The sequence below is a fragment of the Bradyrhizobium sp. dw_411 genome (genome assembly GCF_018449695.1).
Taxonomy (GTDB): Bacteria; Pseudomonadota; Alphaproteobacteria; order Rhizobiales; family Xanthobacteraceae; genus Bradyrhizobium.
Genome location: NZ_JAAVUY010000003.1, coordinates 442,132 through 467,731, shown reverse-complemented (window position 1 = coordinate 467,731; position 25,600 = coordinate 442,132). Strand labels below are relative to the sequence as shown.

23 protein-coding genes are annotated in these 25,600 nt (G+C 59.2%); 4 read left to right on the top strand and 19 right to left on the bottom strand.

Translation table 11 applies throughout. The annotated features are described in order from the left end of the window. The 11 genes from HB676_RS07215 to HB676_RS07165 form a co-directional block, all read right to left on the bottom strand. A partial coding sequence (locus HB676_RS07215; RefSeq protein ID WP_213737002.1) for a VCBS domain-containing protein occupies positions 1-1,587 on the bottom strand: 1,587 nt, incomplete at its 3' end. A 30-nt stretch (positions 1,588-1,617) separates the two neighbouring features. After that, positions 1,618-2,976 carry an HlyD family type I secretion periplasmic adaptor subunit gene (locus HB676_RS07210; protein ID WP_213737001.1) on the bottom strand — a complete coding sequence of 453 codons (1,359 nt, stop codon included), beginning with the start codon at positions 2,974-2,976 and terminating at the stop codon, positions 1,618-1,620. 333 nt (positions 2,977-3,309) lie between these two features. Further along, entirely contained in the window at positions 3,310-4,356 is a 1,047-nt protein-coding gene (locus HB676_RS07205) for a sugar ABC transporter substrate-binding protein (protein ID WP_249780104.1), read from the bottom strand. Between the two features lie 504 nt (positions 4,357-4,860). Continuing rightward, a complete protein-coding gene (locus HB676_RS07200; protein ID WP_213737000.1) occupies positions 4,861-5,082 on the bottom strand; it encodes a hypothetical protein in 222 nt (73 codons plus the stop codon). 153 nt (positions 5,083-5,235) lie between these two features. Continuing rightward, positions 5,236-5,655: a helix-turn-helix domain-containing protein gene (locus HB676_RS07195; protein WP_346347277.1), complete on the bottom strand. Its 420-nt coding sequence runs from the start codon at positions 5,653-5,655 to the stop codon at positions 5,236-5,238. Between the two features lie 1,001 nt (positions 5,656-6,656). Continuing rightward, positions 6,657-8,222 carry a 4-hydroxyphenylacetate 3-hydroxylase N-terminal domain-containing protein gene (locus HB676_RS07190; protein ID WP_275944923.1) on the bottom strand — a complete coding sequence of 522 codons (1,566 nt, stop codon included), beginning with the start codon at positions 8,220-8,222 and terminating at the stop codon, positions 6,657-6,659. A 129-nt stretch (positions 8,223-8,351) separates the two neighbouring features. Then, entirely contained in the window at positions 8,352-9,566 is a 1,215-nt protein-coding gene (locus tag HB676_RS07185) for an ABC transporter substrate-binding protein (RefSeq protein ID WP_213736998.1), read from the bottom strand. 13 nt (positions 9,567-9,579) lie between these two features. Then, positions 9,580-10,716 (bottom strand): acyl-CoA dehydrogenase family protein, encoded by a 1,137-nt coding sequence (locus tag HB676_RS07180; protein ID WP_213736997.1) that lies wholly within the window; start codon positions 10,714-10,716, stop codon positions 9,580-9,582. Between the two features lie 17 nt (positions 10,717-10,733). Beyond that, on the bottom strand, positions 10,734-11,489 hold the full coding sequence (locus HB676_RS07175; protein ID WP_213736996.1) for an N-acyl homoserine lactonase family protein: 756 nt from the start codon (positions 11,487-11,489) through the stop codon (positions 10,734-10,736). Positions 11,490-11,502: 13 nt separating this feature from the next. Further along, positions 11,503-12,282: an enoyl-CoA hydratase-related protein gene (locus HB676_RS07170; protein WP_346347275.1), complete on the bottom strand. Its 780-nt coding sequence runs from the start codon at positions 12,280-12,282 to the stop codon at positions 11,503-11,505. Between the two features lie 50 nt (positions 12,283-12,332). Then, entirely contained in the window at positions 12,333-13,460 is a 1,128-nt protein-coding gene (locus tag HB676_RS07165; protein ID WP_213736995.1) for an acyl-CoA dehydrogenase family protein, read from the bottom strand. 162 nt (positions 13,461-13,622) lie between these two features. On the opposite strand from HB676_RS07165, the gene HB676_RS07160 reads away from it, so the two are divergent. From HB676_RS07160 to HB676_RS07150, 3 genes are read left to right on the top strand one after another with little or no spacing between them, the layout of a single operon-like run. Next, complete coding sequence (locus tag HB676_RS07160; protein WP_213736994.1) at positions 13,623-14,750, top strand: CaiB/BaiF CoA-transferase family protein; 1,128 nt, start codon at positions 13,623-13,625, stop codon at positions 14,748-14,750. Positions 14,751-14,758: 8 nt separating this feature from the next. Then, the gene (locus HB676_RS07155) at positions 14,759-15,736 is read left to right on the top strand and encodes an NADPH:quinone oxidoreductase family protein (RefSeq protein ID WP_213736993.1); all 978 of its coding nucleotides are present in this window, start codon (positions 14,759-14,761) and stop codon (positions 15,734-15,736) included. Positions 15,737-15,739: 3 nt separating this feature from the next. Further along, positions 15,740-17,218, top strand: coding sequence for an AMP-binding protein (locus HB676_RS07150; protein ID WP_213736992.1), 1,479 nt, complete (start codon positions 15,740-15,742; stop codon positions 17,216-17,218). A gap of 117 nt (positions 17,219-17,335) precedes the next feature. Here the strand turns inward: HB676_RS07150 and HB676_RS07145 are convergent, their stop codons facing one another. The 8 genes from HB676_RS07145 to HB676_RS07110 form a co-directional block, all read right to left on the bottom strand. Further along, positions 17,336-17,935, bottom strand: a complete 600-nt coding sequence (locus tag HB676_RS07145) for a TetR/AcrR family transcriptional regulator (RefSeq protein ID WP_213736991.1) — start codon at positions 17,933-17,935, stop codon at positions 17,336-17,338. Between the two features lie 111 nt (positions 17,936-18,046). Further along, positions 18,047-19,540 carry an AMP-binding protein gene (locus HB676_RS07140; protein ID WP_213736990.1) on the bottom strand — a complete coding sequence of 498 codons (1,494 nt, stop codon included), beginning with the start codon at positions 19,538-19,540 and terminating at the stop codon, positions 18,047-18,049. A 6-nt stretch (positions 19,541-19,546) separates the two neighbouring features. Next, positions 19,547-20,308, bottom strand: coding sequence for a glucose 1-dehydrogenase (locus tag HB676_RS07135; RefSeq protein WP_213736989.1), 762 nt, complete (start codon positions 20,306-20,308; stop codon positions 19,547-19,549). Positions 20,309-20,333: 25 nt separating this feature from the next. Then, entirely contained in the window at positions 20,334-21,047 is a 714-nt protein-coding gene (locus HB676_RS07130) for an ATP-binding cassette domain-containing protein (protein WP_213736988.1), read from the bottom strand. Continuing rightward, positions 21,044-21,790, bottom strand: a complete 747-nt coding sequence (locus HB676_RS07125) for an ABC transporter ATP-binding protein (RefSeq protein WP_249780102.1) — start codon at positions 21,788-21,790, stop codon at positions 21,044-21,046. Before HB676_RS07125 ends, HB676_RS07130 begins: the two co-directional genes overlap by 4 nt. Before the next feature lies 1 nt (position 21,791). Beyond that, positions 21,792-22,775, bottom strand: a complete 984-nt coding sequence (locus tag HB676_RS07120; protein WP_213736987.1) for a branched-chain amino acid ABC transporter permease — start codon at positions 22,773-22,775, stop codon at positions 21,792-21,794. A gap of 22 nt (positions 22,776-22,797) precedes the next feature. After that, positions 22,798-23,679, bottom strand: coding sequence for a branched-chain amino acid ABC transporter permease (locus HB676_RS07115; protein WP_213736986.1), 882 nt, complete (start codon positions 23,677-23,679; stop codon positions 22,798-22,800). 12 nt (positions 23,680-23,691) lie between these two features. Then, positions 23,692-25,128, bottom strand: a complete 1,437-nt coding sequence (locus tag HB676_RS07110) for an ABC transporter substrate-binding protein (RefSeq protein ID WP_213736985.1) — start codon at positions 25,126-25,128, stop codon at positions 23,692-23,694. Between the two features lie 23 nt (positions 25,129-25,151). Between HB676_RS07110 and HB676_RS07105 the strand changes: the two genes are divergently transcribed. After that, the gene (locus HB676_RS07105; protein WP_213736984.1) at positions 25,152-25,595 is read left to right on the top strand and encodes a MaoC family dehydratase; all 444 of its coding nucleotides are present in this window, start codon (positions 25,152-25,154) and stop codon (positions 25,593-25,595) included. The last annotated feature ends 5 nt before the right edge of the window (positions 25,596-25,600 follow it).

Sequence of the window (25,600 nt, the reverse complement as noted above, 5' to 3'; positions counted from 1 at the left end):
ACCCGTCGCCGTGCCGCTGATGACAGGGGCATCGTTAGTGCCAGTGACGGTAACGCTGACCTCGCGCGTCGCCGTGGCCCCGGCACTGTCGGTCACCGTGACATGGAAGATATCCGTGCGGGTCTCCCCGTCCTTCAGCCCCTGCGCCGAGTCATTGTCCAGTGTGTAGGTCCAGTGGCCGCTCTGGTCGATCGTGATCGCACCGTACGACCCATGATCGTCTGCGACGCTCCACGTCGCGCTATCGCCGATGTCGGCATCCGAGGCGTCGAGCTTGCCACCGGCGGTCACCGCCTCATCTTCCGTCACCACTCCTGTCGCGGTCCCAGAGATCACCGGCGCGTCGTTGGTGCCCATGACGGTAACGCTGACCTGATGGATCGCAGTCGCGCCCGATCCGTCCGTCACCGTGACCTGGAAGATATCCGTGTGGGTCTCACCCGCCTTCAGCCCCTGCGCCGAGTCATTGTCCAGCGTGTAGATCCAGTTGCCGTCCTGGTCGATCATAATCGAGCCGTACGCGCCGTGCTCATTGCCGATGCCCCACGTCGCCGTGTCGCCAGCGTCGATGTCGCCAGCAGAGAGATGGCCCGAGGCAGTCAGTATCTGGTCTTCGGTGACTGTTTGTCCCGCTCTGTCGGAAGCGATGTGTGGTACATCGTTGGTGCCGGTGATGGTGATCGTCACCTGCTGATTCACATACGCGCCGGTTCCGTCCGTGGCGCGCACCGTGAAAATCTCCTGTACGGTCTCGCCTTCGCGGAGAGACTGCGAGCGGTCATCCAGCGTATAAGTCCATTCTCCCGTCGGACCGATCTGGAACGTCCCGACGCCGCCGTCGTGCAGGCCAGCCAGGGTCCAGGTCATATCACCGTTCGGCGACACGCCCACCAACTTCCCTGACGTCGAGACTGCAAGATCTTCAGTGACAGATCCCGCATCGTCGCCGCCGGCCATCGGCGGATAAACAGGCGGCGTCACATGTTCGCTGCCATCTCCCCCGGATCCCGGCAGTCCTGGTCCCGGAACGGCTGGCCCTTGCTCTCCTGGCCCTCCTGGTTGAAGACCGGACCCGCCGCCTCCGCCTCCACCGCTGCCGGGATGACCTATATCCGGACCGCTCGGGCCTGGCCGTTGCGGATGTGGCGGAACGCCAATTCCGGGATCGAGCGGATTGACAGAACTCCCGCGAATATAGTCCGACGTTCCCGGTCGCGGTATTTGACCCGCATCCCCGTTATCAACACCGCTCGCAAGCCGCGCATCCAACCCCGAGCGGCCGTCAGCCGTTGTCTTGCCACCGTCCTCGAAATCTTCGTCGGGCGATTTTTCTAAGCGCGACGAAATATCCACGGACTGCGGTGGCGTGCTGTCCGGCACATGCCCGCCAGCGGTCCGGTCGGCCCACAACGGATTGCCGTCCGGTCCGAAATCCCACCCGATCGGCGCTTCCTCGCGCGCCTGCTCGGGCTGACCAATAAGCCTGTCGATGGCTTTCTTCAGCTTGCGAAGCCTACCGCCAGATCCCGGGTCGGGTTGGCTAACGGTCTTTGTGTCGCTGCCGGGTTTTGCAGGTTCTGTTGCCATGGGCACACTCCCTCACCGTTCACGTGCCCCTCAACGCTCGTGTAGCGCGGACCCCAATGTGGTGTAGATAGGCTTCAGCAAATATTGAAAGATGGTCTTCTCGCCGGTGAGAATACTTGCCTCGCCGGTCATTCCGGGCGTCACAACGTGACTCTCATCGGTGCCCACGTAACCGTGTTCGAGTTCGACCTCCACCGGAAAGAACGGCTCCTGCCCCGGCTGTACCGTTGTGCTCGACGGCGCGATACGAACCACATCACCCTGGATCGCGCCGAAGCGGCCGTATTCGAAGGCGTCTGCCTTCACCAGGGCCTTCTGGCCGATATGCACAAAGCCGATGTCGCGCGGTGCGATCCGCACCTGCATCAGCACGCCGCCGTCGGTCGGCACGATCTCGCATACCGTTCCGCCAGCCGGAAGCACCGTCCCGATCGGCGTCTCTGACACCTTATGCACGATGCCGTTGACGGGCGCCTTTACCTCAATGTCCTGGGCCCGGTTGCGCAAAGCTGCGAGCGTCACGTTGGCTTCGCGCAATTGCTCAATGCGCTCCGCGCGCTCGTTGCGCGCATCGCTCGTCGATTTGGCAACCAATGACGACCGCTCAGCTTCAAGGCTGCGGATGCGCGCCTTAAGCTCATCAAGCGACGTCACCAGGGTAATATAAGTCCGCTCGGACTGTGCTGCCTGCTCCTGCGCCTGGGCAAGGCGGTTTGCGGGGATCACGCCGATGCGCACACCTTCGCGCATGCGATCCAGCAAATCCTGCGTTGCCTTCATGCTGCCCTGGGCCGACGGAATCTGTTGTTCTGCGGCCGCAAGCGATGCCTTGACCTCGTCGGCCGCACGATCCTTTTGCTCAAGATCGTACTGGATGTGCTGCGTCTGTTGCTTGTGAAGCTCCAGCGCCTCATTGACCATGCTGGCATAATTCGCCCGATATTTTTCGAGGTTCAGATCGTGGCCGCTGGCCAATGCTTCCAGCCGCTCGATCTCGATCTCCAGCCTGGCCATACGCACCTCGTTGAGCTGAATATCCCGCAAGAGATCGGTAGCGCGGAATCGCGCAATGATCTGGCCCTTTGTGACCCGATCATCATTGCGCACCAGGATCTCCTGAAGGGAACCGCCTTCGGCCGTCTGTATGACCTGCAAACGTTGTATCGGTACGAACTCGCCACGCGCCCGGGCGACTTCCTCGACCTTCACGAACAACGACAACAGAACCGCGAGCCCGACCAGTGCGGCCACGCCAATGAGAAGATTTCGTCCTCCTCTGGTCACCCGCTCATAGTCCACATCGCTGCCGATCTGTGTCGTCGAGCGGCGGTCGCGAGCGATTGGCGTCGCGATCTTTTTGTAGACTTGATTGTCGGTCAGGGCGTCCACGTTACGTCTCCCTTAGGAATCTACATCAGAATTCCAGCCGGTCTCGCGCGTCAACCCTCCCGAGCTTCTCACAAGGACGAGCGTAAACTACGGTCTATTCGCTTCCAAGCATCCGTCTCAGACACGCGTGCAGAATAAGCGCGTTACAATTCTAGCGGATTGATGAAATCGGACGAAAAAACAATAAATGATGTTAAACAGCACGACATCGGCTTCATGTAAGCGGATGCCACCGTATTTTCCCAAGGGAACCGGGAACGTGTCGCCGAGCAAAGCATTGCAGCCCAGCTCCGCGCTTTGTTCCACCGTCGGCGAAGTTCCGCGGCCGGTGCGTCACATCAGGAATTGGTCCTGCAACCAACGCATGCCGGCGGCCCTCTCCAGGGTGACGACGGGACCTTCGGTAATGACGCGCCCGGGGACACCGCCGCCTCCCTTGCTCACTGCGGTCGCCGCTGCAATACCGGCGATGATTGCTCCCTGATGAATGAGGCAGGACGGATTGCGCACGGTCGCAAACATGCGTCCTTCGAAGACGGCATCGATCGCGGGCGGCATGGCGTCGATGCCTCCAATCAGAATGCTGGTTCGGCTGTGCGCTTTCATGACATCGTAGGCGGCAAGCGCCATATCGTCGCTATGAAAGAAAGCCGCATCGATCTGCGGGTACTTGGCGAGATAGGCTTCCCACAACCGCGCAACCTTCGCCACGTCCCAATCGCCTGGCTGCGTGTCAAGCACCTCAATGCCTGGATAGCTCCGAACCACGGACTCGAAGCCCTTGGTGCGGTCCTGCGCGCCAGTATGATCGAGCGGTCCCTGCGTCATGATCATCTTGCCTTTGCCGCCGAGCTTCGTGATCAACGCTTCCGTGATAGCCGCGCCCATGGCCTCGTTATCGGCTCCCAGATGGCTATAGACGGTGACCTCGCCCTCGGGCGCGATCAGCGTATCCATCGCGATTACGGGGATGCCGGCGTTGATCATTTTCTGCACCGGCTCCGTCACGCTGCCAACGTTGTTGGCCTGAATGGCGACAAAGTCCCACTTCTGCGACGCCATTGCCTCGATTGCCGCGCGCTGCCTGGCGGCATCGAGCTGACCATCGAACCAGCTTACCTCGACGTTCAGTAACTTGCCCCAATATTCCGCGGCCGCCTTGCCCTGGGCGCACCACGTCGACTGCAGCCCACCATTGGAGAATGCCGCTCTCAGCGGCTTGTCCGAACGGCCAATGGCGCCGAATGCTGCGCTGTGGCCCACGGCGCTTAACGCTGCTACTGCTCCGCCGCCTGATGCGACGATAAGGAAGTCGCGTCTGCTCCTGTTCAACGAGTTGGTCATTCTCGCCTCCGTAGGGAACTTGTCCAATGCCAACATTGCACGAGAGTTTGACGGCCATACCGGCTGTACGCACCGCAGATCCAGCCATGCCAGAAGGCCGCCTGGCTTCGGCAAGCTACACATCGTAGGACGAATCTCGTGGCCCGCGTCGCTGTGCTTGTCCCTTCTCCTGGCAATCTCCAGGTCATGGGTTGCAAACAGGGGAAGTACTCTGTCTCAAGGATTTAATTGGTCGCAATGATACGGCGTCCAATACAGGAGCGACGAGCTTGCTGCCGGTTTCGTGAATACTCGGTTAAAGTAGTCGTTCGAACTCAACGGGACTGAGATAACACGCGTCACCTACTTCTAGAAGGATGCAAGCTGTACACGAGCATTACCGTCGCGGCTTCCGTTTACTGATCGATCGACACGATGATTGCCTGGACGTGGTGATAGCACCACCCCTCCCGCGTGGCCCTGCTCCTCGCCATGCCAGGCTCATCATCTTCGTGAAACTCTAAGGCCTTGTTCACTGCACTCTTTGAAGCGGGATCGCAATCACATCGACGCAGTTTGCGAAACGGCGATGAGTTGAGCGTGTGTTGGCGTTCCCACCCGCATGATCGGTAGCGCTTCGGACGGGGCGGATTTTGACCGTGCGCGACCGGCGGCAGGAGAGGGCAGCATCGTGAGAACGAATAGTAAAAAATCGTAGAACGTTCGTGCAAGGAGATCACGAGGTGCGGCCGCGATCACCTGACGATAGGCGTCAGTGATCATACGCCGCCCTCCCCCGATCCGATGATGTCACGCAGGTCATCTCGAACAGCGCCTCCTGTCCCTGAGGGCCAGCCGACCCGTAAAGCGCGCGACGAAATCCTTGAGTTCTTCACTCATCGCCTCGCGTCGTAACGGCATAACCGATAGCTCCAATCAGCCTTTCGTACAGACAATATCCGAGCGGCGCACATCCCGGTGGCTCGTGACGTCTCCCGGAGCGACCGCTTCGCCACAGGCGGCACAGCGCATATCGAGACTGAGCTTGGCTCCGCAAGAGTGGCGGAAGGCCACGACGTTCTCGGGATCGTCGCGCACGAACCGGTCGCCCCAATCGCGGATCGCGTGCAGAACAGCGAAGAGCTGCTCCCCCGCCTCGGTCAGATGGTACTCATACCGAGCCGGACGCTCCTGGTAGAGCCGGCGCTGCAGAACACCCGCGGCCTCCAGCGACTTCAGCCGCGCAGCGAGGATGTCGCGCGGCGCACCTGTGTTGAAGACGATGTCGTCGAAGCGATGCTGGCCAAGGGCGGCGATCTCGCGAAGCGCGAGCAGCGCCCATTTCTCGCCGATCACTTTCAAGGCGGCATCAATGGAACAGACCCTCGGGTCGGCAGTGCGGGGAGATCTCATCACGGCTTTGTAACTCGCACCGAGTGGATTTGCAATTCAAATCCACTTACAGGACATAGAGAACTTACAGGACATAGAGAGAAGTGTCTGGTCGAGTGGGTTTGATTTACGAACCCACAATTGCCTCCAAAGGAGGGTTGCGATGGGATTCGTGTCAGACGCGGTCGATACCCGCTATATCCAAGGAAAGTCGGCGATCTACGCCTACCGCGATTTCGGCGTCGCAAGCTCCAGCCCGCCGCTGGTATTGCTCACGCGCTTTCGCGGGACCATGGATCACTGGGATCCCGCGTTCCTGGACGTGCTTGCCTCCGAGCGACGCCTGAAGTTCAATCCGGAGCTGCTCTGGCTTAATATCCGCTTCGACGTAAAGCGTACCCGCCGTAGTCGACGGCGGCTTGCACAATGGCCATGCCCGTCGGTCCAATTTCACGCTCGGGACTTTCATCACTCATCGGCTTGCTCTCTTAGCGAACAGCACCGAGCCTGGACGAAAATCGTCGCCATTCGGCGGTCGCGGAGGGCAACATCGTGCGAACGAAAAGGAAAGAATAGTAGAACGTGCGTGCACAGGATTTGCACACGATCCCGATCTAACTAATTGATTTCGCGTGACTCTCTACCAAATCCATCATCGGCGCCACGGAAAAACGGTGGTCTAACATCTTGTTTTCATTGATCTTCGCGGCTTGAGTCGGTCCAACCGATTTCTGGACCGACAAATAATCGAAGGCATAGACCTAAAGCATTTTCCTTTCTTTTCAACGGCTTGATCTGACCACTCGATTATTTTCGCTCATTTCGACCATGCCCGGTACTGCACGGCAGTACCAAAATGCATGTGCAGTACCGCCTTAATCAGCAAGCTGACTCCCTTTTGCGATCACCCTATCAGGGCTGCGCCGTCCATTTTCGGAAAATCTTTGTCAGACCGCGGCTCGCTGCTACTCATTCAACTGCGGTACGGGCGCTAAAACCCGAGCCATGTAGGTAGAAAGATCCCTCGATATCTCGGCGCGCGACGCGGAGGTTATACCGGCCAACGATTTTGCCAGTTCTTTTTTGAATTCTAGCTGCATCGACCGCGCAATCTGTATCCGCTGCGCCTGGGGAGATCCGGCTCCGTGCATCGACTCCGTCAGATATCCAACCGCATTCCTGCCAAGCGTCATGTTTTCCACGAGACGCAGGATACGGATCCTGTCCTCTGTCGCGATCTCCGGGCGGCCCTTAAGATATTTTTCGATCAACGGGCCGACTGTCGGATGACGCAATTCCAATTCCGAAGGCAGAGTGACCATCAAACCTCCGGACAAATCTTGTGCAAGCCGCCCGATTTCATAAGGTAGTTTGGTGACATGGTGTTTGCAGACGTTCGCGAGCATCTCGTCCGGCAAACAGGCACCAGACTTCATTCCGATTCCCTGATAACTCGCAGCGATCCCGGTGCCGTAGATGGTCTCATTCAGGTGCGTCATCTCGACGAGCTTATCTCTTATGTGCGAAGCGCGCTCGACGCCATTGTAGTCGGCGATCGTCGCCGCGGCGCCGATTAGGACGTCGCCGACGCCGGTTTTACAGACGTAGCTACGACGGTGGTAGCAAGTAAAGCGCTCTACCAGGGACGCGGCGTATTCGGTTTCGCCGTCCATGAAGATGTGCCTGTTCGGAATAAACACATTTTCGAAAATGATCATCGCCTCTTGGCCGGAATAACGCGCGTTTCCCGCGTCTATTGACCCACTTTCGGCGCTACGCGTATCGCACGACTGCCGACCGTAAATGTAAGTGATGCCCTCTGAATCTACCGGGAGAGCGCCGACGATCGCATAATCCTTGTCTTCGGCATCTAACCTCATCGTGGGCATGACAATCAGCCAATGTGAATTCAAGCAACCCGTCTGATGCGCTTTGGCGCCACTGATATAGACACCGTCCGCAGTGCGCCGGTTGACATGCACAAAGAGATCCGGATCAACCTGCTGCGAAGGTGACTTGCTACGATCGCCTTTGACGTCGGTCATCGCGCCGCCAATCACGAAATTGGCCTTCTGCATCTGCGCCAGAAATTGCTTGAACCTGAGGTGATAATCCGTCTGAAATTTCTCATCTAAATCGTAAGTGACCGAATGCAGAGAGTTCAATGCATCCATCCCGACGCATCGTTGGAAACAGGTACCGGTCAATTGCCCAAGACGTCGCTGCATTTTGTTCTGCATGACGAGATCCGTGGGGCTGGTAGAGATATGCAGAAATCGGTTCACCCGCTCTCCGGTCAGGGGTGAGAAGGCGGAAGCCAATTCCGGATTTTCGTTTGCGAGATCGTAGGTCTCTGCGACTGCGTTGACAGAAGGCCGGATGATCGGATGATCGACCGGTTCGTCAACCAATTCGCCCATCAAATAGACCCTGAGCTTTCGTCCTCTCAAGCTTTCGATATATTCCAGCCCCGACTTGATCGGTTCGCGAGATTTCGGGTTTAAGGCGATCGATACCATCTCTTGATCCATCTTAGTCCTCCGAATAGTTCGTCCAAAGCATCTTTTCAGCCGATCTGGGTCACGCGTACCCTGTCGGCAAAGCAGTCTTCGCTATCATTATCCATCAAGGTCTGGAAGAAACCCAGATGCCTATGCGGCCTATTTCTTTGCTTCGGCAGTGACGCAACCGCCCTCGCTCAATGGACGCCAGGCGTCTTTGCCTGAAATCCCGCTCAATACCTTGTAATCGTCGAATTGATGCTTCGATTCCGACGGCGACTTTACTTGAACAAGATACATGTCATGCATCGCTCGGCCGTCTCCGCGCAGGACAACATTCTTGTTGTAGAAGTCATTTATCGGCAACTCGCGCATCTTTCGCGATACAGCCTTGGCTTCGTCCGTTCCCGCCGCCTGAACGGCCTTCAAATAGTGATAGACGCTCGAGTAGAGACCGGCCTGCAACATGTTCGGCGGACGCTTTCCGCCTGTCCTGTCGAGGAAGCGTTTAGTCCAGACCCGCGTTTCGTCGGTCAGATCCCAATAAAACGACGTCGTCAGGACCAGGCCCTGCGCCGCCTGAAGTCCAAGCGATTCGACGTCGTTGATGTAGATGAGCAAACCTCCAAGCCGCTGACCACCCTGTTGGATGCCAAACTCGGCTGCTTGTTTGATCACCGTGATCGTGTCGCCTCCCGCAGTGGCCAGGCCGACGATCTTTGCCTTCGACGATTGCGCCTGCAGAAGAAAAGACGAGTAATCGGTCGTTCCGAGCGGCGCCCTTACCGCGCCGAGCACCTTTCCGCCGCCCTGCTTGACGAATTCGGATGTGTCGCGCTCCAGGGCATGCCCGAAGGCGTAGTCCGCGGTAATGAAGAACCACGTATCGCCGCCTTGTTTCAAAGTTTCGACGCCCGTACTCTTGGCGAGAGCGTAGGTGTCGTAACTGAATTGGACGGTCGTCGGTGAGCAGGCCTTTCCCGTCAAGTCGGAGGTCGCAGCACTTGCCGCGAGCATAACCCGGTTCTTGTCCCTGAGGAGTTCGTTGACTGCCAAAGCAATGCCTGAGCCGGTCACGTCCGCCACGGCGTCCACCTGATCGGTGTCGATCCACTTTCGTACGATTGCCGTGGCGATGTCGGTCTTGTTCTGGTGGTTCGCGAAGACTATCTCGATCCGCTTCCCCAGCACTTGGCCGCCGAAATCCTCGACGGCCATCTTGGCCGCTTCGACGGCCTTCATTCCGGTGATGTCTTCATAAACACCCGATTGATCGTTCAAGACTCCGATCCTGACGACATCGTCCGACACTTGAGCCTGTACCTCCGAGCAACCCAACGCCAAGGCTGCAACCAGTATCGCAATGATCTTCATATTCCCTCTCCCGTTACTTCTTTTTCAATTCGCGCGCGATGAGCATCTTCTGCACTTCGTTGGTGCCGTCGTAGATTTGAAATACGCGTTGATCGCGATAGAACTTCTCGACCGGAAAATCCTTCAAGTACCCGTAACCGCCGTGAACCTGGATTGCCGACGATGTGACGAACTCCGCCGCTTCGGCGGCGAACAGTTTGGCCATTGACGCCTCCATGATGCACTCGTGCCCGGCTCCCTTGAGCACCGCCGCATGGAGATACAATTGCCTTGCGGCCTCGAGACGGGTCGCCATCTCAGCAAGCATGAAGCCGACAGCCTGGTGATCGATGATTGCTTTACCGAACGTCTTGCGTTGGCGCGCATAGGATAGTGCCGCATCAAACGCCGCTTGGCCGACACCCACGGACTGCGCGGCCACTCCGATTCGCCCGGTATCCAATGCGGAAAGCGCGATCTTTAACCCTTCACCCGGCTTGCCCAATATATCGCTTGTGGAAACACGAAGACTTTCGAGCGCGATTTGGCACGTATCGTTGCTGCGATGGCCGAGTTTTCGCTCGCGACGAACCACGACGTAGCCGTCTGTCTTGGTTCGCGCCAAGAAGCACGTCACGCCGGCCTTGCCGGCGCCCGGATCCGTCACCGCGAAGATCATCGCGATATCTGCGCTCGCGCCTGATGTCACGAAGCATTTCGCGCCGTCGATGACGAAGCCGTCCCGCTCGCGACGGGCGCGCGTACAAATCGCCGCGGCATCGCTGCCGGCGCCCGGCTCGCTCAGTAGAAATGCCGCCATCGCACCGCCGCTGACTATCGGCCCGAGAAAACGCTCCTTTTGGTCGTCGTTGCCGAACGCGAGAATTGCCGCAGCAACCGGCGAGTTATTGGCGGCCATGATGTTTGCGACGCCGGCGTCGCCATAGGCGATCTGCTCCATCGCCAGCACGTAGGATACGAAGTCGGCGCCGGCGCCGCCCCATGCCGGTGGAACGCAGACACCCATCAAGCCGACCTCGAACATCTTCGCGATCGTAGCGATGGGCACCTCATGGTCACGATCCCATCTGGCGGCGAAGGGAACGATTTCCCGGCGCGCGAACTCGCGGGCCATGTTGCGGATTCCGATTTGCTGCTCGGTCAAAAGCATTGTGCTTCCGTTCGGTTTCAATCGTACGCGTCGGGACCCTTGCGGAGGGTGCTCCATTGCAAGGCGTCGTGCCCGCAGATGACTGTAGCTCCCCGCTCCCGCATGGTGCGGATTTCGGCGAACGACCGAAGATAGAGATCGGGATTCCATGTGTTCCTGGGTACGGAGTTCTCTTCGAGGTTCTGGAGCAGGCTCACCGCATCCGACGCCAGTAGGAATACCCCGCTATTGGCGAGCTCGATGCGAAGCCCCATTGTCCCCGGCGTATGTCCCGGCAAAGGCACCAGCACGGCACGACCGTCGCCGAACAGATCGTGCTGCCCCTCCACTCCGGTGGTCGGCAGCCCGTGGTCCCAGTCTTGAGCAAGATAGCCGGCACTCACGCCTTCCGTTCGCGCCGCCGCCAACTCACGGACATGGACGAAGAACTGTGCTTTCTTGAAAAACTGGTTGCAGCCGCAATGATCAGGGTGGAGATGCGAGCAGACCACCACGTCGATCTCGTCCGGCTCCAGGCCGACGGCCTTGAGGCTGTTCAGCACGTTGACGCCGGGCGGCATCACGGGCGTCATCATCTTGGCCAAACCACCCCAACGTCCGTGAGGGTCTTCGGCGACGGAGGGGTGACAGCCCGTGTCGAAAAGCACGTTGCCTTTCGCGTGCCGAACGAGCGTGCACGATACCGGCAAATCGAACAAATCCGACTTTTCGGCCGGAACGTAGATGCTTTTCCGCATCCTGACGGTACCGGCTTCGAGCACATGCATCTTCATCGGTCTCTGCCTTTCACCGACCGCGGAATACGGGTGGCCGCTTTTCCGCGAACGCTCTCGTTCCTTCCTTGTAGTCTTCGCTGTCGGCCGCACTATCGATGGCGATTTTCGCCATGCGATCCAGGTCCGGCATTCCTCGAGCCAGGCCGTTGAGGATAAGCTTGGCGCCGGAGATCGAGAGAGGCGCATTCTTTGCCAGCCGCAGCGCGAATTCGAGGGCCTCGGCCGTTGGGTCACCGGCGATGCGGTCCGCAAATCCGATCTCGAGGGCTCTCATGCCATCGAACTGATCCGCCGAGTACAATATGCGCTTGGCGTGGCCCAACCCGACGATGTTGCGGAGACGGTCCGTGCTCCGGACGCCGTAGATGATCGACAGACGCGCGGCCGGAATTCCGAACTGGGCGTCCGGACGCGCGAAGCGGAAATCGCACGCCATCGCGAGATGACATGCTCCGCCGAGGCAGTAGCCGTTGATGGCCGCGATGACCGGCTTTGGGCAGCGGGCGATCGCCTCCGAGGCAGCATCGACCGCTTCCTCGTATGCGGCGCTCTGCTTCGCGCTGGCCCTTACCTTCGGGAACTCGTTGATATCAGCACCGACGCTGAAGTCGGGAGCCTGCCCTGTCAGGATTACGGCCCGAACCCCGTCGTCGGAGCCGAAACCCTCAAAGATCGCTGCCGTAGCCTCCCACATCGCGAGCGTTATCGCATTACGTACCCGCGGCCGGCAAAGCCCCATGATAGCGACGCCGTCCCGATTTGATATCTCGATGTCTGCACTCGGCGTCACAACCCTTCTCCCGATATCGAGCGACGACCTTTGGTGCTCGCGTCTGTGGATCAGAGCTCCCGTCCGATCACCAATTTCTGCACCTCGCTCGTGCCCTCGTAGAGCCGAAATACCCTCGCATCGCGATAAAATTTCTCGACCGGAAAATCGTTGAGAAAACCGTAGCCGCCGTGCACCTGAATTGCCTCGGAGCAGACGCGTTCCGCCACTTCCGAAGCGTTCAGCTTTGCCATCGAAGCCTCCTTGAGGCACGGAAGGCCCGCGTCCTTCATTTGCGCCGCGTGCAAGGTCAATTGATGAGCGGCCTCGACCTGCGTTGCCATCTCGGCCAATTTGAAACCGATCGCCTGATGGTCGATGATGGGTTTGCCGAAAGTGTGCCGTTCGCGCGAGTAGCGGACCGCGCTGTCCAGTGCCGCGCGCGCAACGCCAACGGCCTGCGCCGCAACACCGATCCGACCGGAATTTAAGTTGGCCAACGCAATCCTGTAGCCCGCTCCAGGCTCGCCAAGCATATCGCTTGCGGGCACCTTCATGTCCTCGAACGCGATTTGGCAGGTGTCGCAATTGCGATGCCCCAGCTTGTCTTCTTCGCGCACGACAACATAGCCGGGGTTCTTGGTCGGCGTTATGAAGCAGGAAATTCCTTTACGTCCGGCTTCCGGCTCGGTCACAGCCAGGATCATGGCGATGTCTGCCGTGCGACCAGACGTGATGAACTGCTTCGTGCCCTTGATGATGTATTCGCCCCCAACGCGGACAGCTCTGGCCTGGAGCGCGCCGGCATCGGATCCGGCCTCGGGTTCGGTCAGCAGGAAAGCTCCGAATATCTCGCCGCGCGCCAACGGCCGCAGGTAACGCTCCTTCTGCTCGCGCGTACCATATTCGCACAGAGCGGCGCATACCGGTGAGTTGTGAACGTTGACCATGTTGCAGATGCCGGAGTCCGCCTCGGCGATCGCCTCGGTAGCCAGGACATACGAGACGAAATCGGCGCCAGCGCCGTCCCATTCCGGGGGAACGCAAACACCCATCAGCCCCAGCTTCCCGATTTCGGAAAGCAATTCGCGACGATCGAAACCGTCGCGCTCCCAGCGTGCCGCATGGGGCGCGATACGTTGCCGCGCGAAGTCCTTCGCGGTGTCCCTAATGAGTATCTGTTCCGGCGTGTACAGCATGTGTCAGCGATTTTCCGAGTTCGGCGCGCACTCAACATCTACGTAGCAACGCCGCCGATCCCGCGTCAATAAAAATGACTAATGAACCATCACTCATTTTTCTTGACGCTGACCTGCTTGTATGGAAACTGACACCTCAAATAATGCCACAGGAGAAAATCCATGTTGCCGTTGTCCGGCCTCAAGGTTCTGGATTTTTCCACCCTTTTGCCGGGTCCGCTCGCGACGCTAATGCTTGCCGAAGCCGGCGCCGAGGTCGTCAAGATCGAACGGCTGGGACCCGGCGATGACATGCGGCGCTACCAACCATTCACCGACAGCGACAATCCGAACTTTGCGCTCCTCAACCGCGGAAAGAAGTCGCTTTCGGTCGACTTGCGCGACCCCGCGCAACTGGACGCCGTGCTCGCAATGATTGCCGAAACCGACATCATCGTCGAACAGTTCCGGCCCGGCGTCATGAAGCGACTGGGGTTGGACTTCGACAGCGTCAAAAAGATCAATCCACGCATTATTTTCTGCTCGATCACGGGCTACGGGCAGACCGGGTCGAAGGCACTCGTCGCCGCCCACGACCTCAATTATGTGGCCGAAGCCGGGCTGCTGGCGCTTGGCGCCGACCGCAACGGACGGCCGATCGTGCCTTCAGCCCAGGTGGCCGATATCGGCGGTGGCACCCTGCCCGCTGTCGTCAACATCTTGCTCGCGCTGCGCCAGATCGAACGCACGGGTGAAGGCGTCTGGATCGACGTTTCGATGACGGATAACGTGATGTGCTGGCAGTCTTGGGCTCTCGGTCAAGGTGAAGGTGGCGGCATGTGGCCCCGCTCCGGCAAGGAGCCCGTGTCGGGCGGCTCGCCCCGATACCAAGTGTATCAGACGTCGGATGGCCGCTTTCTGGCTGCCGCTCCCCTGGAAGACCGTTTCTGGAAAAATTTCTGCGAAGCGATCGGACTCGATCCGAAATGGCACGACGACCGCCGGAATCTCGAAGGCGCGATCGATGCCGTCGCCGACATCATCGCGTCGAAAACCGCGGCTGATTGGGAACGGCAGTTCGCAGGAAGGGACGTCTGCTGCTCGATCGCGGCGACGCTGAAGGAGGCCAGATACTCCCCATTCTTTGCAGAACGCGGACTGTTCGACCGCAAGGTCGCTTTCGGCGGCGACACTATCGCAGCACTTCCAATGCCACTGGCACCAGAGTTCGTGCGCACGGAGACGGTTCTCTCTTATCCCGAAATACCCGTGCCCATCGAGACAAAGCCCAAGAAGGACCTCGCCATATGAGAGCAGCCTTGATCGACGCCGCAACCGGTATCGACAAAATCCGTATCGGCGACGCGCCCATCGCAGCGCCCGGCGCCGGCGAGGTCCAGATCGAAGTGCGTGCCTCGAGCGTAAACTTCCCCGACATTCTGATGTCCGAAGGCGCCTATCAGATTAAGCCGCCGCTGCCCTTCACTCCCGGCATGGAAGGCGCAGGTACCGTGCGTGCCGTCGCTCCCGACGTGAGAGACTTCAAAGTGGGCGACCGCGTACTAGCGAGCGTCGAGTTTGGAACCTTCGCCGAGCGCTTGAACGCGCCCGCCACACGATGCTTCTCGATTCCGGAAGCGATTTCGTTCGAAACGGCCGCGGCGGTCGGATTGGCATATCAGACGGCCCATTTCGCCCTGTGCGAGCGTGGCCGGATGTCGCCCGATGATGTCATACTGGTGAACGGCGCTACCGGCGGCGTCGGTCTCGCAGCTATCCGGCTAGCCAAGGCGTTGGGCGCCAGGACCGTGATCGCAAGCGTAGCGACCCCCGACAAGAGCGATATCGTCAAGGCAGCCGGTGCGGACGCGATCGTGCGCGTCGACGACAAAGGCAGTATCGACAAACTGAAGGGCCAGATCGCGGAAGCGACCGGCGGTAAACTTGCCGATCTCATCATTGAATCCGTCGGCGGCGACGTGTTCGACGCGAGTCTTCGCGCCTTGGCGTTCCGCGGCCGGCTGGTCGTCGTGGGTTTCGCTGGCGGAACCATCCCCGCCGTCAAGATGAACTACATCCTGCTCAAGAACATCACCCTCACGGGCCTCCAGTGGGCGCTTTATCCCACGATGATGGCAAACGAGGTGCGTCGCGTTCAGGCCGAGATCTTCGACCTGCTCGGACGGGGCAAGCTCGACGCCAACATCGGCGCCACGTATGGCCTGAACGAAATCAAGTCAGCCCTTGGCGATATGAAGCACCGCCGCGTGCGGGGCAAGATCGTCGTGCGGATCTGACAGATGAACGTGCGCGAACTTGTCAATTCCGCGGCCCCGCTCTACGGCGACCGTCCTGTCATCCGCTTCGACGGCGAGAACCTGTCCTATGGCGACTTCATCGACCTGACCGACGGGCTGGCTTCCGCCTTCCGGGAAAGAGGTTTGAGGCCCGGCGATAGGGTCATGATCCTGGCGAAAAATTCGCCCGAATGGATCGCCTCGTATTTCGCGACACTCACCTGCGGCGGCGTCGCCGTTCCCGTCAATCCGGCGCTGACGGTGAATGAAGTAGGCTACATCGTCTCCCACGCCGCTCCGACCATCGCGATGGTGGATCCGGAGACCGCCGATAATCTGCAGGGCCAGGTCCCTCACGTCATCACGCTCGGCAAACACGGCAGCTGGAAAGATATCGTCGCATCGCAGCAACCGCTCCGTACAGTCGTCCCGCGCAGCGATTCCGACCTGGCCGTGGTGTTCTACACCTCAGGTACGACAGGTCGCCCGAAGGGCGTCATGCTGAGTCACGGCGCGGTTCTCGCGAACGCCAACATCGTACGCTCGCTGTATCGCTTGTCGCCTTCCGATCGAACCCTGGTCACCGGATCGCTTTCGTTCATCTACTCGATTATGACGAATTGCACGTCGTCGATCTCAGCCGGCGTGACCATTCATCTCCTCGAGCGGTTTCATCCCGAACTGGTGCTGCGCACCATCGACACGGAGCGCATCACTCTCTTCCTCGGTGTTCCAACCATGTATGTGATGATGCTCGGGTGGGCAAAGGACAAAGCAGTCGACACGGCTTCGATCCGACTGACCGTGTGTTCCGGGGCCAGCCTTCCCTGGAATCTCCTGCTGTCGGTGAGGGAGCAGTTTGGGTGGACGCTGCTCGATCTGTGGGGAATGACCGAAGGTACGCCCATCACCAGCTACGCACCGGACGAGGCGCCTCGTCAGGATTCTTGCGGGCATGCCCTCGCCGGCTGCGGCGTTCGCGTGATCGACGCCGATGATTGCGACCTCGCGTTCGGCGAAGTCGGCGAGGTCCTTCTCAGCGGCCCTCCGGTGATGCTTGGCTACTACAACAATCCGGAAGCGACGGCCGAAACGCTGCAGAACGGCTGGGTGCGGACAGGCGACCTAGGCAAGCTGGACAGCGATGGCTTCCTGTCGATCGTCGGCCGAAAGAAAGATCTGATCATCCGGGGCGGCGCGAATATCTATCCGACCGAGGTGGAAGATGCCCTGTACGGGCACCCAGCGGTCGCCGAATGCGCGGTGATCGGCCGTCCCGATCAGGTCTACGGCGAAATTGTCGAAGCCGTGCTGGTTTTGAAAGACGGTCGTGTCGCGACGACTGGCGAATTGATCGCCCACTGCAAGGAGCGGATCGCAGATTACAAAATCCCCGCGATCTTCGAGGTGGTCAGTGCATTGCCAAAGGGGCCGACAGGCAAGATTCTCAAGCGTACGCTCCGCGACCGGATGCGTGAATAGAGCCTTATCGGTTCTGATTGAATCAGAACCGGGCTCTGGTCTTTTGTTTTGACGCGTTTTTTTCACGCGAACCGGCATCCGCTTCGCTCGAAAACGCTCTAGGCCCGATCACGAAGATCAGCCCGCGTAGAGGCCGAAACGCACCAGTTTGACATAAGTCCGGATGACCTGCGCATCCGGAGCTCGAACCGAACCATTGGAGTAGGCGTAGCGCTGGGCGAGATAGGTTCTCATCGACATCAGCATATAGCTCAGGGGTTCGAGATCGCTCTCATCGAAATTTTTTATCTCGCCTGCTTTGATGGCGCGTCGCAGGCTCCGGACGTACCCCGCGGAAATCTTCGAAAAATAAACTTTGTGCGCCTTCGGAGCGAGGGTCTCCGCTTCGTTGACCAGACGGTGAAACCAGGGATTTGCCTCCAGGAAGGAAAAATAGGCGCAGAGACGCTCTTCCTCGCGCTGCCATCCCTTCGCTTCGGAACTCATGTGGACTCGGAGATACTCGAGCATGAGATCGCCCATCTCGGGCAAAAGCTGGTCGAGCAAGTCTTGCCGCGTCGTAAAGTAATTGTAGAAAGTCCCTTGAGCAACCTTGGCACGTGAGGTTATGCGAGCGATCGACGCTCCTTCGTAGCCGTGCCTCCCGACGATCTTCGCAGCGGCATCGAATAACGCCTTGCGTGTCTCCTCGCTTTTCTCGACCCGGGTAAGCTTCACCCTCTTCGACTTCAACTGAGCAAGTCCCAAAATTCTAACCCCCAGATCCGTGGCACATGCCAGACGCCACGACTCCTGTATCCCATTGGTAATGCAAAGAATAGGCCGCGTTCAGCGAGGCCGAGCCTCCCGCTCCCTTAATTCGCGCTTCAGTATCTTCCCCGTCGGCCCCTTCGGCAGGGATCCGACAAACTCGATCTTGGCCGGCACCTTGTAAGCGGCGAGTCGCATGCGACAGTGTTCGATCAGCTCGCCTTCGGCTAGCTTGAAGTTCTCGCCGACGACCACGACGGCCTTGACCGTCTCTCCGTAAAGTTCGTCCGGAATTCCGATCACCGCACATTCACTGACGGCCGGATGCGCGTAGAGCGCCTCCTCGATCTCTACCGGGTAGATGTTCGCGCCGCCACGGATCAACATGTCGCGCTTCCGACCGACGATGTAAAGACACCCGTCGGCATCCAGTTTGCCGAGATCACCCGTGTACACCCACTCGTCGCGGAGGGTTTCAGTGGTAGCTTGCGGGTTCTTGTCGTAACCAATGAACACGCAGGGTCCCGTGAGCAGGACTTCACCTATTTCGTCCGGAGCCAAATCCTTCCCGGCGCCGTCCACTACACGCACGGCGCAGCCGGGCAAGGCCCGGCCGCAAGACTCGGGGCGCCCTTCCAACTCCTTGGCCGGGTCGAAACCGGTAATTGGCGTCCCTTCGGTCTGGCCCCATAAATCGAAGACCGAAACGCCGAATCGCTCGCGAAATCTCGTCGCTACGTTCCAGGAAAGATTTTGGCCGGCGGAAATGCAGAAACGAAGACTGGAAGCGTCGACGGTCTGATTGTGCGCCCAATCCAACATCATTCCGAACATGGTCGGGACGCCCATGAAGACCGTCGCCCGCTCGCGCTCAATACCGCGCAGGCAGTGCTCCGGGTGAAAGCGCTCCTGGAGAACGACCGTCGCGCCGGCATAAATCGCCGACAGACAATTGATGACGAGCGGATAGATGAAGGACAGCGAGTTCGGGATCAGAGTCACATCGGTGCTTCGTATGTCGAAATGACTCGCAACCATACGAGCGGTGAAGACCTCCGCCCCGTGGCTCAAGACCGCACCCTTAGGGCGGCCCGTCGTTCCCGAAGTGTAAAACATGAGAGCGGGCTCGGAATCGTCGCGATCTACGATCTGCCCGTACGGCTTGCCGCTGGCAAGCGCCGCGTGCCAGGTATCTCGGCCCGCCTCTCCGATCGTCAAGACCTCGGGACCTGACGGCAATATCGATGCCAGATCCTCGTCCACGACGATAATCCGCGGACCCGCGTGTTCGACCATGTAGGCGATCTCCGGCCCAGTGAGAGCCGGGTTCACCGGGATCGCCATGGCTCCGCGCCCGAGCGCCGCGAACAGCGTCACCATCCATTCGGGCTTGTTCTTCGCAACGATCATGACCCTGTCGCCAGCGCCGATGCCACGCGAGTCCAGGTAACCCGCAAACCGTGAGACGCGGTCGGTGACATCGGCATGCGAGTAGCTCTCGCCTCCGAACCGAAACACGGGTCGCGTTCCGTAGATGGTGCCGGCGTCGCGAAGGATTGTTGCGATGTTCATCGTGCGTCAGCCATGCATGGTCAATCCGCCGGATACGCTCAGCACCTGGCCAGTCATGAAGCTGGCGTCGTCGCTGGCGAAGAACAGGACCGCTCCGGGAATGTCCTCCGGCTGACCCAGGCGCCGCATCGGAATCGCGTCCTTTAGCGCGTCGAAAACGCGCTTGCCTCGCTCACCCTCGTCCTGAAACGCCCGAAGCATCGGGGTGTCGGTGGGCCCCGGGCAAACGCAGTTGAGAATGACGTTGTACCGCAGCATCTCGCGCGCCATGGTCTTGGTAAACGCGATCAGACCTCCCTTGCAGGCAGAATAGACCGCCTGACCGGACGAGCCGACCCGCCCCGCGTCGGATGCCACCGTAACCACGCGGCCGCTTTTGCGCTGCGACATCTTTTTTAGCACGACGTGGTGCATGTTGATCGGGCCCTCAAGATTGACGGCGATCACGCGCTCACGAAATTTCGCGTCGGTGTCGAGGAACATCTGAAAGCGATCCCACCCAGCGTTATTGACGAGAACGTCTATCGCGCCGAACTCCGTCTCGGTCCGCTCGACCGCATTCTCGACAGCAGCATAGTCAGAGATGTCGAGCGCTTCGACATGCGTACGCCCTTCGCCGAGTTCCTTGGCTAGAGCGACGGCCTCATCCCCGTGCAGGTCGAAGATGGCCACCCTGGCTCCTTCTTCGATGAACCGGCGGCAAATGGCCTTGCCCATACCGCCCGCACCGCCCGTTACTACGACTACCTTGTCCTTCAATCCGCGCATCGCCTTCTCCGGAGTTCCGCTCCATTCAGAGCATCAGATATTTCCGTTTGACTTCTTCATTAGACGAGAGCTCATCCATGGTCCCCTCGAAGCGGATCCGCCCCTTCTCGATCACGTAGCCTCGATCCGCAATTGCCATCGCAAAAGGCACGTTCTGCTCGGAAAATAGAATTGTCAGTCCGAGCTCCTTCAACTTGAGAAGTTGCTTGCCAAGGTCCTTGACGATGATTGGCGCTACCCCCTCGACCGGTTCGTCGAGCAAAAGCAGAGAGGGATTTCCCATCAGAGTCCTTCCGACCGCCAACATCTGCTGCTCGCCTCCGCTGAGATAGCCTCCGAGGTTTTTGTCCAGTCGACGAAGCGGCGGAAAGAGATCGTAAACACGCTCAATCGACCAGTCGAAGCCGACCGGCGATGACCCCTTCTTGACGCCAACCTCGAGGTTCTCGCGGACCGTCAAGTCCGGAAAGATGATGCGGGCGTCGGCGACGTACCCAACACCCAGGCGGGCGATCTGATCGGTGCGGCGGCGTCGCAGGTCGTCGCCGCAGAAGGTAATTTTGCCCGAGGAGACCTCGGTCAATCCCATGACCGACTTGATCGTTGTCGTCTTTCCTGCCCCGTTCCGTCCCAGGAGGCAGACGATCTCTCCGGAACCGACCCGCAAAGAGACGCCGAACAGGACGTGGCTCGTGCCGTAGTGAGCCGAGACGTCCGACAGGAAAAGAAAATCGCTCACGACTTCTCTCCGAAATAGATTTCCTGCGCGTACTCGTTGTTCCTGATCTCGTCCGGCAATCCCTGGGCGACGATCTTTCCGCGATGAAGGACGGTAATCCGGCGAGCGTGGTTGAAGACAACGGACATGTCGTGTTCGGTGAACAATACGGTTATGCCGAGAGTTCGGTTGAGTCCGTCGACCACCTTCATGGTCTCGTGCGTCTCCTCAAGCGACATTCCGGCAGTGGGTTCGTCGAGGAGAAGAAGTTTGGGATCGCTGGCGAGCGCCAGCGCGAGTTCTAACTTCTTGCGGTCACCCTGCGCTAGACTGCTCGCTTCAGTTTCCGCCTTGTCGGCGAGACTGCACATTTCGAGAATCTCGCGGCTTCTTTCCGTTCCCTGCGACTCCGCGTTACCGAACAGGTCGAGCGTTCGCCCCATGTGCGCCTGGACCGCGCAGCGGACGTTCTCAAACACGGTCATCCGGACGAAGATGTTGGCGACCTGGAAGGCGCGCGACATACCCCGCCTGACGATCCGATGAGGCGGCATGTGGCTGACTTCGACGCCATCGAACACGATGCTGCCCGATGTTGGGCGGTGGTAGCCTGTAAGAAGATTGAAGAAGGTGCTCTTGCCGGCGCCGTTGGGGCCGATGATCGCCTCCTGCGATCCTGCTTCGAGATCGAGCGAGACGCCTTGCGTAACCGCGAGGCCGCCGAAGGAACGCCAAAGGTCTCGGACCGAGAGCAGCGTACCCATGTCATCCCCTCTCCGGTGACGCTACCGTCGGCGTCTTCGGTTCAGCCGGGGCGGAAATGCCGGGAGTCCGCCACTGTCGCAGGACGGATCCAACCACGCCGGTCGGAGCCAGGAAGACGATGAAGACCATGACAAGCCCGATCACCAGCGACCAGTACTGCGTCACGCCCGTCACCCACGCGTGAAGCAACGTGTAGATCAAAGAGCCGAACAAGGGCCCGGCGAACGTATAGGCGCCGCCGATCAGGGCCATGAACACCGGAATGCCAGACTCCTGCCAGTTCAGCAGTGTGGGCGCCACACTTCGGGTGAACGGCGCCCAAAGGCCGCCGGCGAGACCGGCAAAGGCGCCTGCCACCACAAAATTCACCCACATGCAGAACTCGACGTTCACTCCGATGAATCGTACCCGCTTGGCGTTGTCACGGATCGCGCGAAGTGTATATCCGAACGGCGACTGGGTGATACGCCAAAGCAAGACAAAGCAAAGCGCCACAACGCAAAGCACCAAATAGTGGTAGTGGGACGGCGCCCGCAACAACGGCGGGGGAAGAAGGCCTTGGATGCCGTTATCGCCGCCCGTTACCGAGTATGATGAAAAGACGAGGAAGAACATCAGTTCTCCGAAGGCCATCGTCAAGATTGCGAAATAGATACCGGTGCGGCGGATGACGAAGAACCCGATAATGGCGGCGAAGATAGCCGCCACGGGGACCGACATCGCCAGCGCCAGGAAGAACCAACCGTAGTCGTTACCGAACGTACGACCGATCATCGCCGTCGCGTACGCGCCGATGCCAAAAAATGCCGCGTGACCGAACGATATCTGCCCCATGTACCCATAGATCAGATTGAAGCTCATGGCGAACAGCCCCATGATCAGCACTTCGGTGGCGATCATCGTCCAGAATACCGATCCGGCAAGCGGAACGATCGCCATGAAAGCGAAAAACACCGAGGCAGGGCCTATGCGACTGAACTTCATTGCTTTGCCTCTGAGAGCGGGATCACGTGCGCAGTTCAGAGCCGAAGAGGCCCCATGGTCGCCAAATCAAGATCGCGACGACTATCAGGAAAACAACCGCCAGTGCTCCATTCGGCCAAACCAGAACCGAGAAGGCGTACACAATGCCCACGATCAACGAAGCGACGAACGTGCCTAAAATGCTTCCGAAACCTCCGATGACGACGACGGCGAAGGATTGCACGATCAGATCGATATCGACGCCCAGCGCCATCGGTGCGGTCGGGAGGAACGCGCCCGCTGCCAGTGCAGCCAGCGCAAGGCCCAGCGCGAACACGCTGGCGTATATTAGACGAATGCGGATACCAAGTGCGCTCACCATCTCCCGGCTGTGGACGGCCGCGCGAACGATGCGACCGTACCGGGTGAATTTAAGAAACATCCATAAGCCTAGCGCCACCGCCAATCCCAGACCGATTACGACGAACTGATACGGGTTGACAAACGTGCCGAAGATCTCGAGCGGCTCGATATTGAACGACACGCTCCTGTCCTCCACACCCCAGACCAGACGGATCAGGTCCCCGATGATGAGGACAAAGGAGAACGTCAGGAGCAATTGTTCCGGTAGCTCACGCTCGTACATTCGCGAAATCACGAGCCGCTCTAAGGCAAAGCCAATTGCTGCCAGTACGACGCAGCCGGCAGCAACGGCGAGAAGGAACATCAGTATGCCGGGACCGATCAGAGAGTAGACCGAATAGATGATGTAGCCACCCAGCAACAGGAACGTCGCGTGGGCAAAGTTGAGGACGTTCATGACGCCGAAAATCAGCGATAGCCCTGCGGATAGAAGGAACAACATCATCGCACGAGCAACGCCGACGACGAGTTGCGTCATGAGGAGGTCGGCGTCGAATGGCATGACGAAAATCCCTCAAGCACGCTTCTTCTGAAGGGCCTGAACTTCTTCGCAGGACGGAAGCCAGGTCTGCTCGGCTGAGACCTTGGTCATCGTCTTGGGATCGAGGATCGGGAATTTGTAATCCGGGGAGTCGGTAACTGTTCCGACATACGAAGGTACGCCGAGTTGGTTGTTACAGGCCCGAAACGTTGCCTTCCCGCGGCAGGTATCGATGGTGGCGCCCGTGAGTGCCTTGCGGACATCCTCGTTCTCGATGCTGCCGGCCTTCGTCACCGCCTGCTCGAGACCGTAAACCGCGTCGTAGTGCATGCAGGCCCAATCCGACGGGTAAGCGTCGGCCCCGTAAGCGGCATGATACATCTTGAGATACTTCTGCATGACAGGTTGATCAAGCAGTGCATAGAACGGTGCGCGAGCGACGCCGATCATGCCTCGAGGCAGCGCGTCCTTTAACTGCTGGAGTTCGCTCAGTGACAACAGGCCGCCCGGGTAAACGGTCCTTTTGAAGAGTCCGGCCGGCCTGGCTTGTTCGATGAAGGTGACGTTGTCCTTGCCCGCAATCGCTCCGAAGCAAAAATCGGGCTTCATGGCCATAATCCCCGAGATGTAAGGCCCAAAGCTGGTCTCGCCGATCTTGAACCAGAACTCCTTCGAAAGCTTAACGTCGGGAACGAGCTTGTTGAATGCCTCAAGGAAGCCAGCCTGCTGCGCGCGCGCCCACTCGTAGTCCTGGCCGATGCTGACGAAGCTTTTCCAGTTGTTCTTTTTCGCCATTTCAGCAAGCACGACCGCGATGGCGCCCGATTCCATTCGGGTGTCGGGGGAATACTGGAAGAACCATGGCGAGAAATTCTCGTGGGTGAGCCGCGAACTATTGCTGTTGGCGGCGAAATGGAGAACCTTGTGTTCGTCGATGATTTCCTCGACGGCAAGCGCTTCCGCACTGCTCCAGGTTCCGATCACTGCCCGGACGTTGTCGCGCGTGATGACGTCCCGCGCCTCACGGGCCGCCGAATCTGGCTTGCTTTGTGTGTCGCGGAAATGAAGTTCGATCTGGTGTTTGCCCAGCAGGCCGCCGCGGCCGTTGATCTCAGCTACGGCGTTTGTCACCGCTTTGATACCGCCCTCGGAGTAATTGGCGCCGGAGCCAGTCGCGGAAAGCAGCAGGCCCAATCGATAGGGCTCGGCCGCCTCGGCGCGCGCGTGACGCGACATCATGACAGCCGCGCCCGCCGTGGCGCTTTTCAAGATGAAGTCTCGGCGGCTGATCGCGTTCAGAAAACTATTGTTCTGGTCTTTCAGCATAGCAATTCCTCCCCTTACCAATGGCGCTCGCCTTTTCTTATGGACGGGAATGCTAGAGCACGGATGAACTCCGCACAAGAGAAAAATGAACGGTGAACCATCGTACATTTTTGTTGACTGACTGGCTCGTTCAGGCAAATTCATCTCTGTTCGCGACGGAGACTTCGATGACGGTGCATTTTGTGAATTATCTAGAAGACTTGTTGGTCGGGCAGACGGCAAGCTACACGAAGACCTTCACCGAGCTGGATTTGACGGCGTTTGCGGACGCGACCCACGACAACAACCCGGTTCATTTCGATGAGGAATTCGCCGAGACCACCCCATTCGGCGGACGCGTCGTCCACGGCATGCTCACGGCATCGCTAATTTCTACGGTCCTTGCCAAGTCACTCCCTGGACCGGGGTGCATCTATATGACGCAGAATCTCCGCTTCTGCAGTCCGGTCCGGATCGGCGAACCCGTTACAGCGACGGTCACCGTCCGGTCGATCGATCAACCGAAGAACAGGATACTTACCGATACGGTTTGCAAGGTCGGCGATCGGTTGGTGGTCGAAGGAACAGCCTTATTCATGGCCGAGCGGAGACCTCCACTGGGTGGCGTTTAGCCCGA

What these genes read in the sequence shown, in the direction of transcription:
- HB676_RS07165 (WP_213736995.1), bottom strand. Translation starts at nt 13,460, where the DNA reads ATGCTGTACACGCCGGAACAGATACTCATTAGGGACACCGCGAAGGAC.
- HB676_RS07120 (WP_213736987.1), bottom strand. Translation starts at nt 22,775, where the DNA reads ATGAAGTTCAGTCGCATAGGCCCTGCCTCGGTGTTTTTCGCTTTCATG.
- HB676_RS07185 (WP_213736998.1), bottom strand. Translation starts at nt 9,566, where the DNA reads ATGAAGATCATTGCGATACTGGTTGCAGCCTTGGCGTTGGGTTGCTCG.
- HB676_RS07135 (WP_213736989.1), bottom strand. Translation starts at nt 20,308, where the DNA reads ATGCGCGGATTGAAGGACAAGGTAGTCGTAGTAACGGGCGGTGCGGGC.
- HB676_RS07125 (WP_249780102.1), bottom strand. Translation starts at nt 21,790, where the DNA reads ATGGGTACGCTGCTCTCGGTCCGAGACCTTTGGCGTTCCTTCGGCGGC.
- HB676_RS07150 (WP_213736992.1), top strand. Translation starts at nt 15,740, where the DNA reads ATGAACGTGCGCGAACTTGTCAATTCCGCGGCCCCGCTCTACGGCGAC.
- HB676_RS07175 (WP_213736996.1), bottom strand. Translation starts at nt 11,489, where the DNA reads ATGAAGATGCATGTGCTCGAAGCCGGTACCGTCAGGATGCGGAAAAGC.
- HB676_RS07160 (WP_213736994.1), top strand. Translation starts at nt 13,623, where the DNA reads ATGTTGCCGTTGTCCGGCCTCAAGGTTCTGGATTTTTCCACCCTTTTG.
- HB676_RS07140 (WP_213736990.1), bottom strand. Translation starts at nt 19,540, where the DNA reads ATGAACATCGCAACAATCCTTCGCGACGCCGGCACCATCTACGGAACG.
- HB676_RS07115 (WP_213736986.1), bottom strand. Translation starts at nt 23,679, where the DNA reads ATGCCATTCGACGCCGACCTCCTCATGACGCAACTCGTCGTCGGCGTT.
- HB676_RS07200 (WP_213737000.1), bottom strand. Translation starts at nt 5,082, where the DNA reads ATGATCACTGACGCCTATCGTCAGGTGATCGCGGCCGCACCTCGTGAT.
- HB676_RS07205 (WP_249780104.1), bottom strand. Translation starts at nt 4,356, where the DNA reads ATGTTGGCATTGGACAAGTTCCCTACGGAGGCGAGAATGACCAACTCG.
- HB676_RS07110 (WP_213736985.1), bottom strand. Translation starts at nt 25,128, where the DNA reads ATGAATTTGCCTGAACGAGCCAGTCAGTCAACAAAAATGTACGATGGT.
- HB676_RS07105 (WP_213736984.1), top strand. Translation starts at nt 25,152, where the DNA reads ATGACGGTGCATTTTGTGAATTATCTAGAAGACTTGTTGGTCGGGCAG.
- HB676_RS07180 (WP_213736997.1), bottom strand. Translation starts at nt 10,716, where the DNA reads ATGCTTTTGACCGAGCAGCAAATCGGAATCCGCAACATGGCCCGCGAG.
- HB676_RS07190 (WP_275944923.1), bottom strand. Translation starts at nt 8,222, where the DNA reads ATGGATCAAGAGATGGTATCGATCGCCTTAAACCCGAAATCTCGCGAA.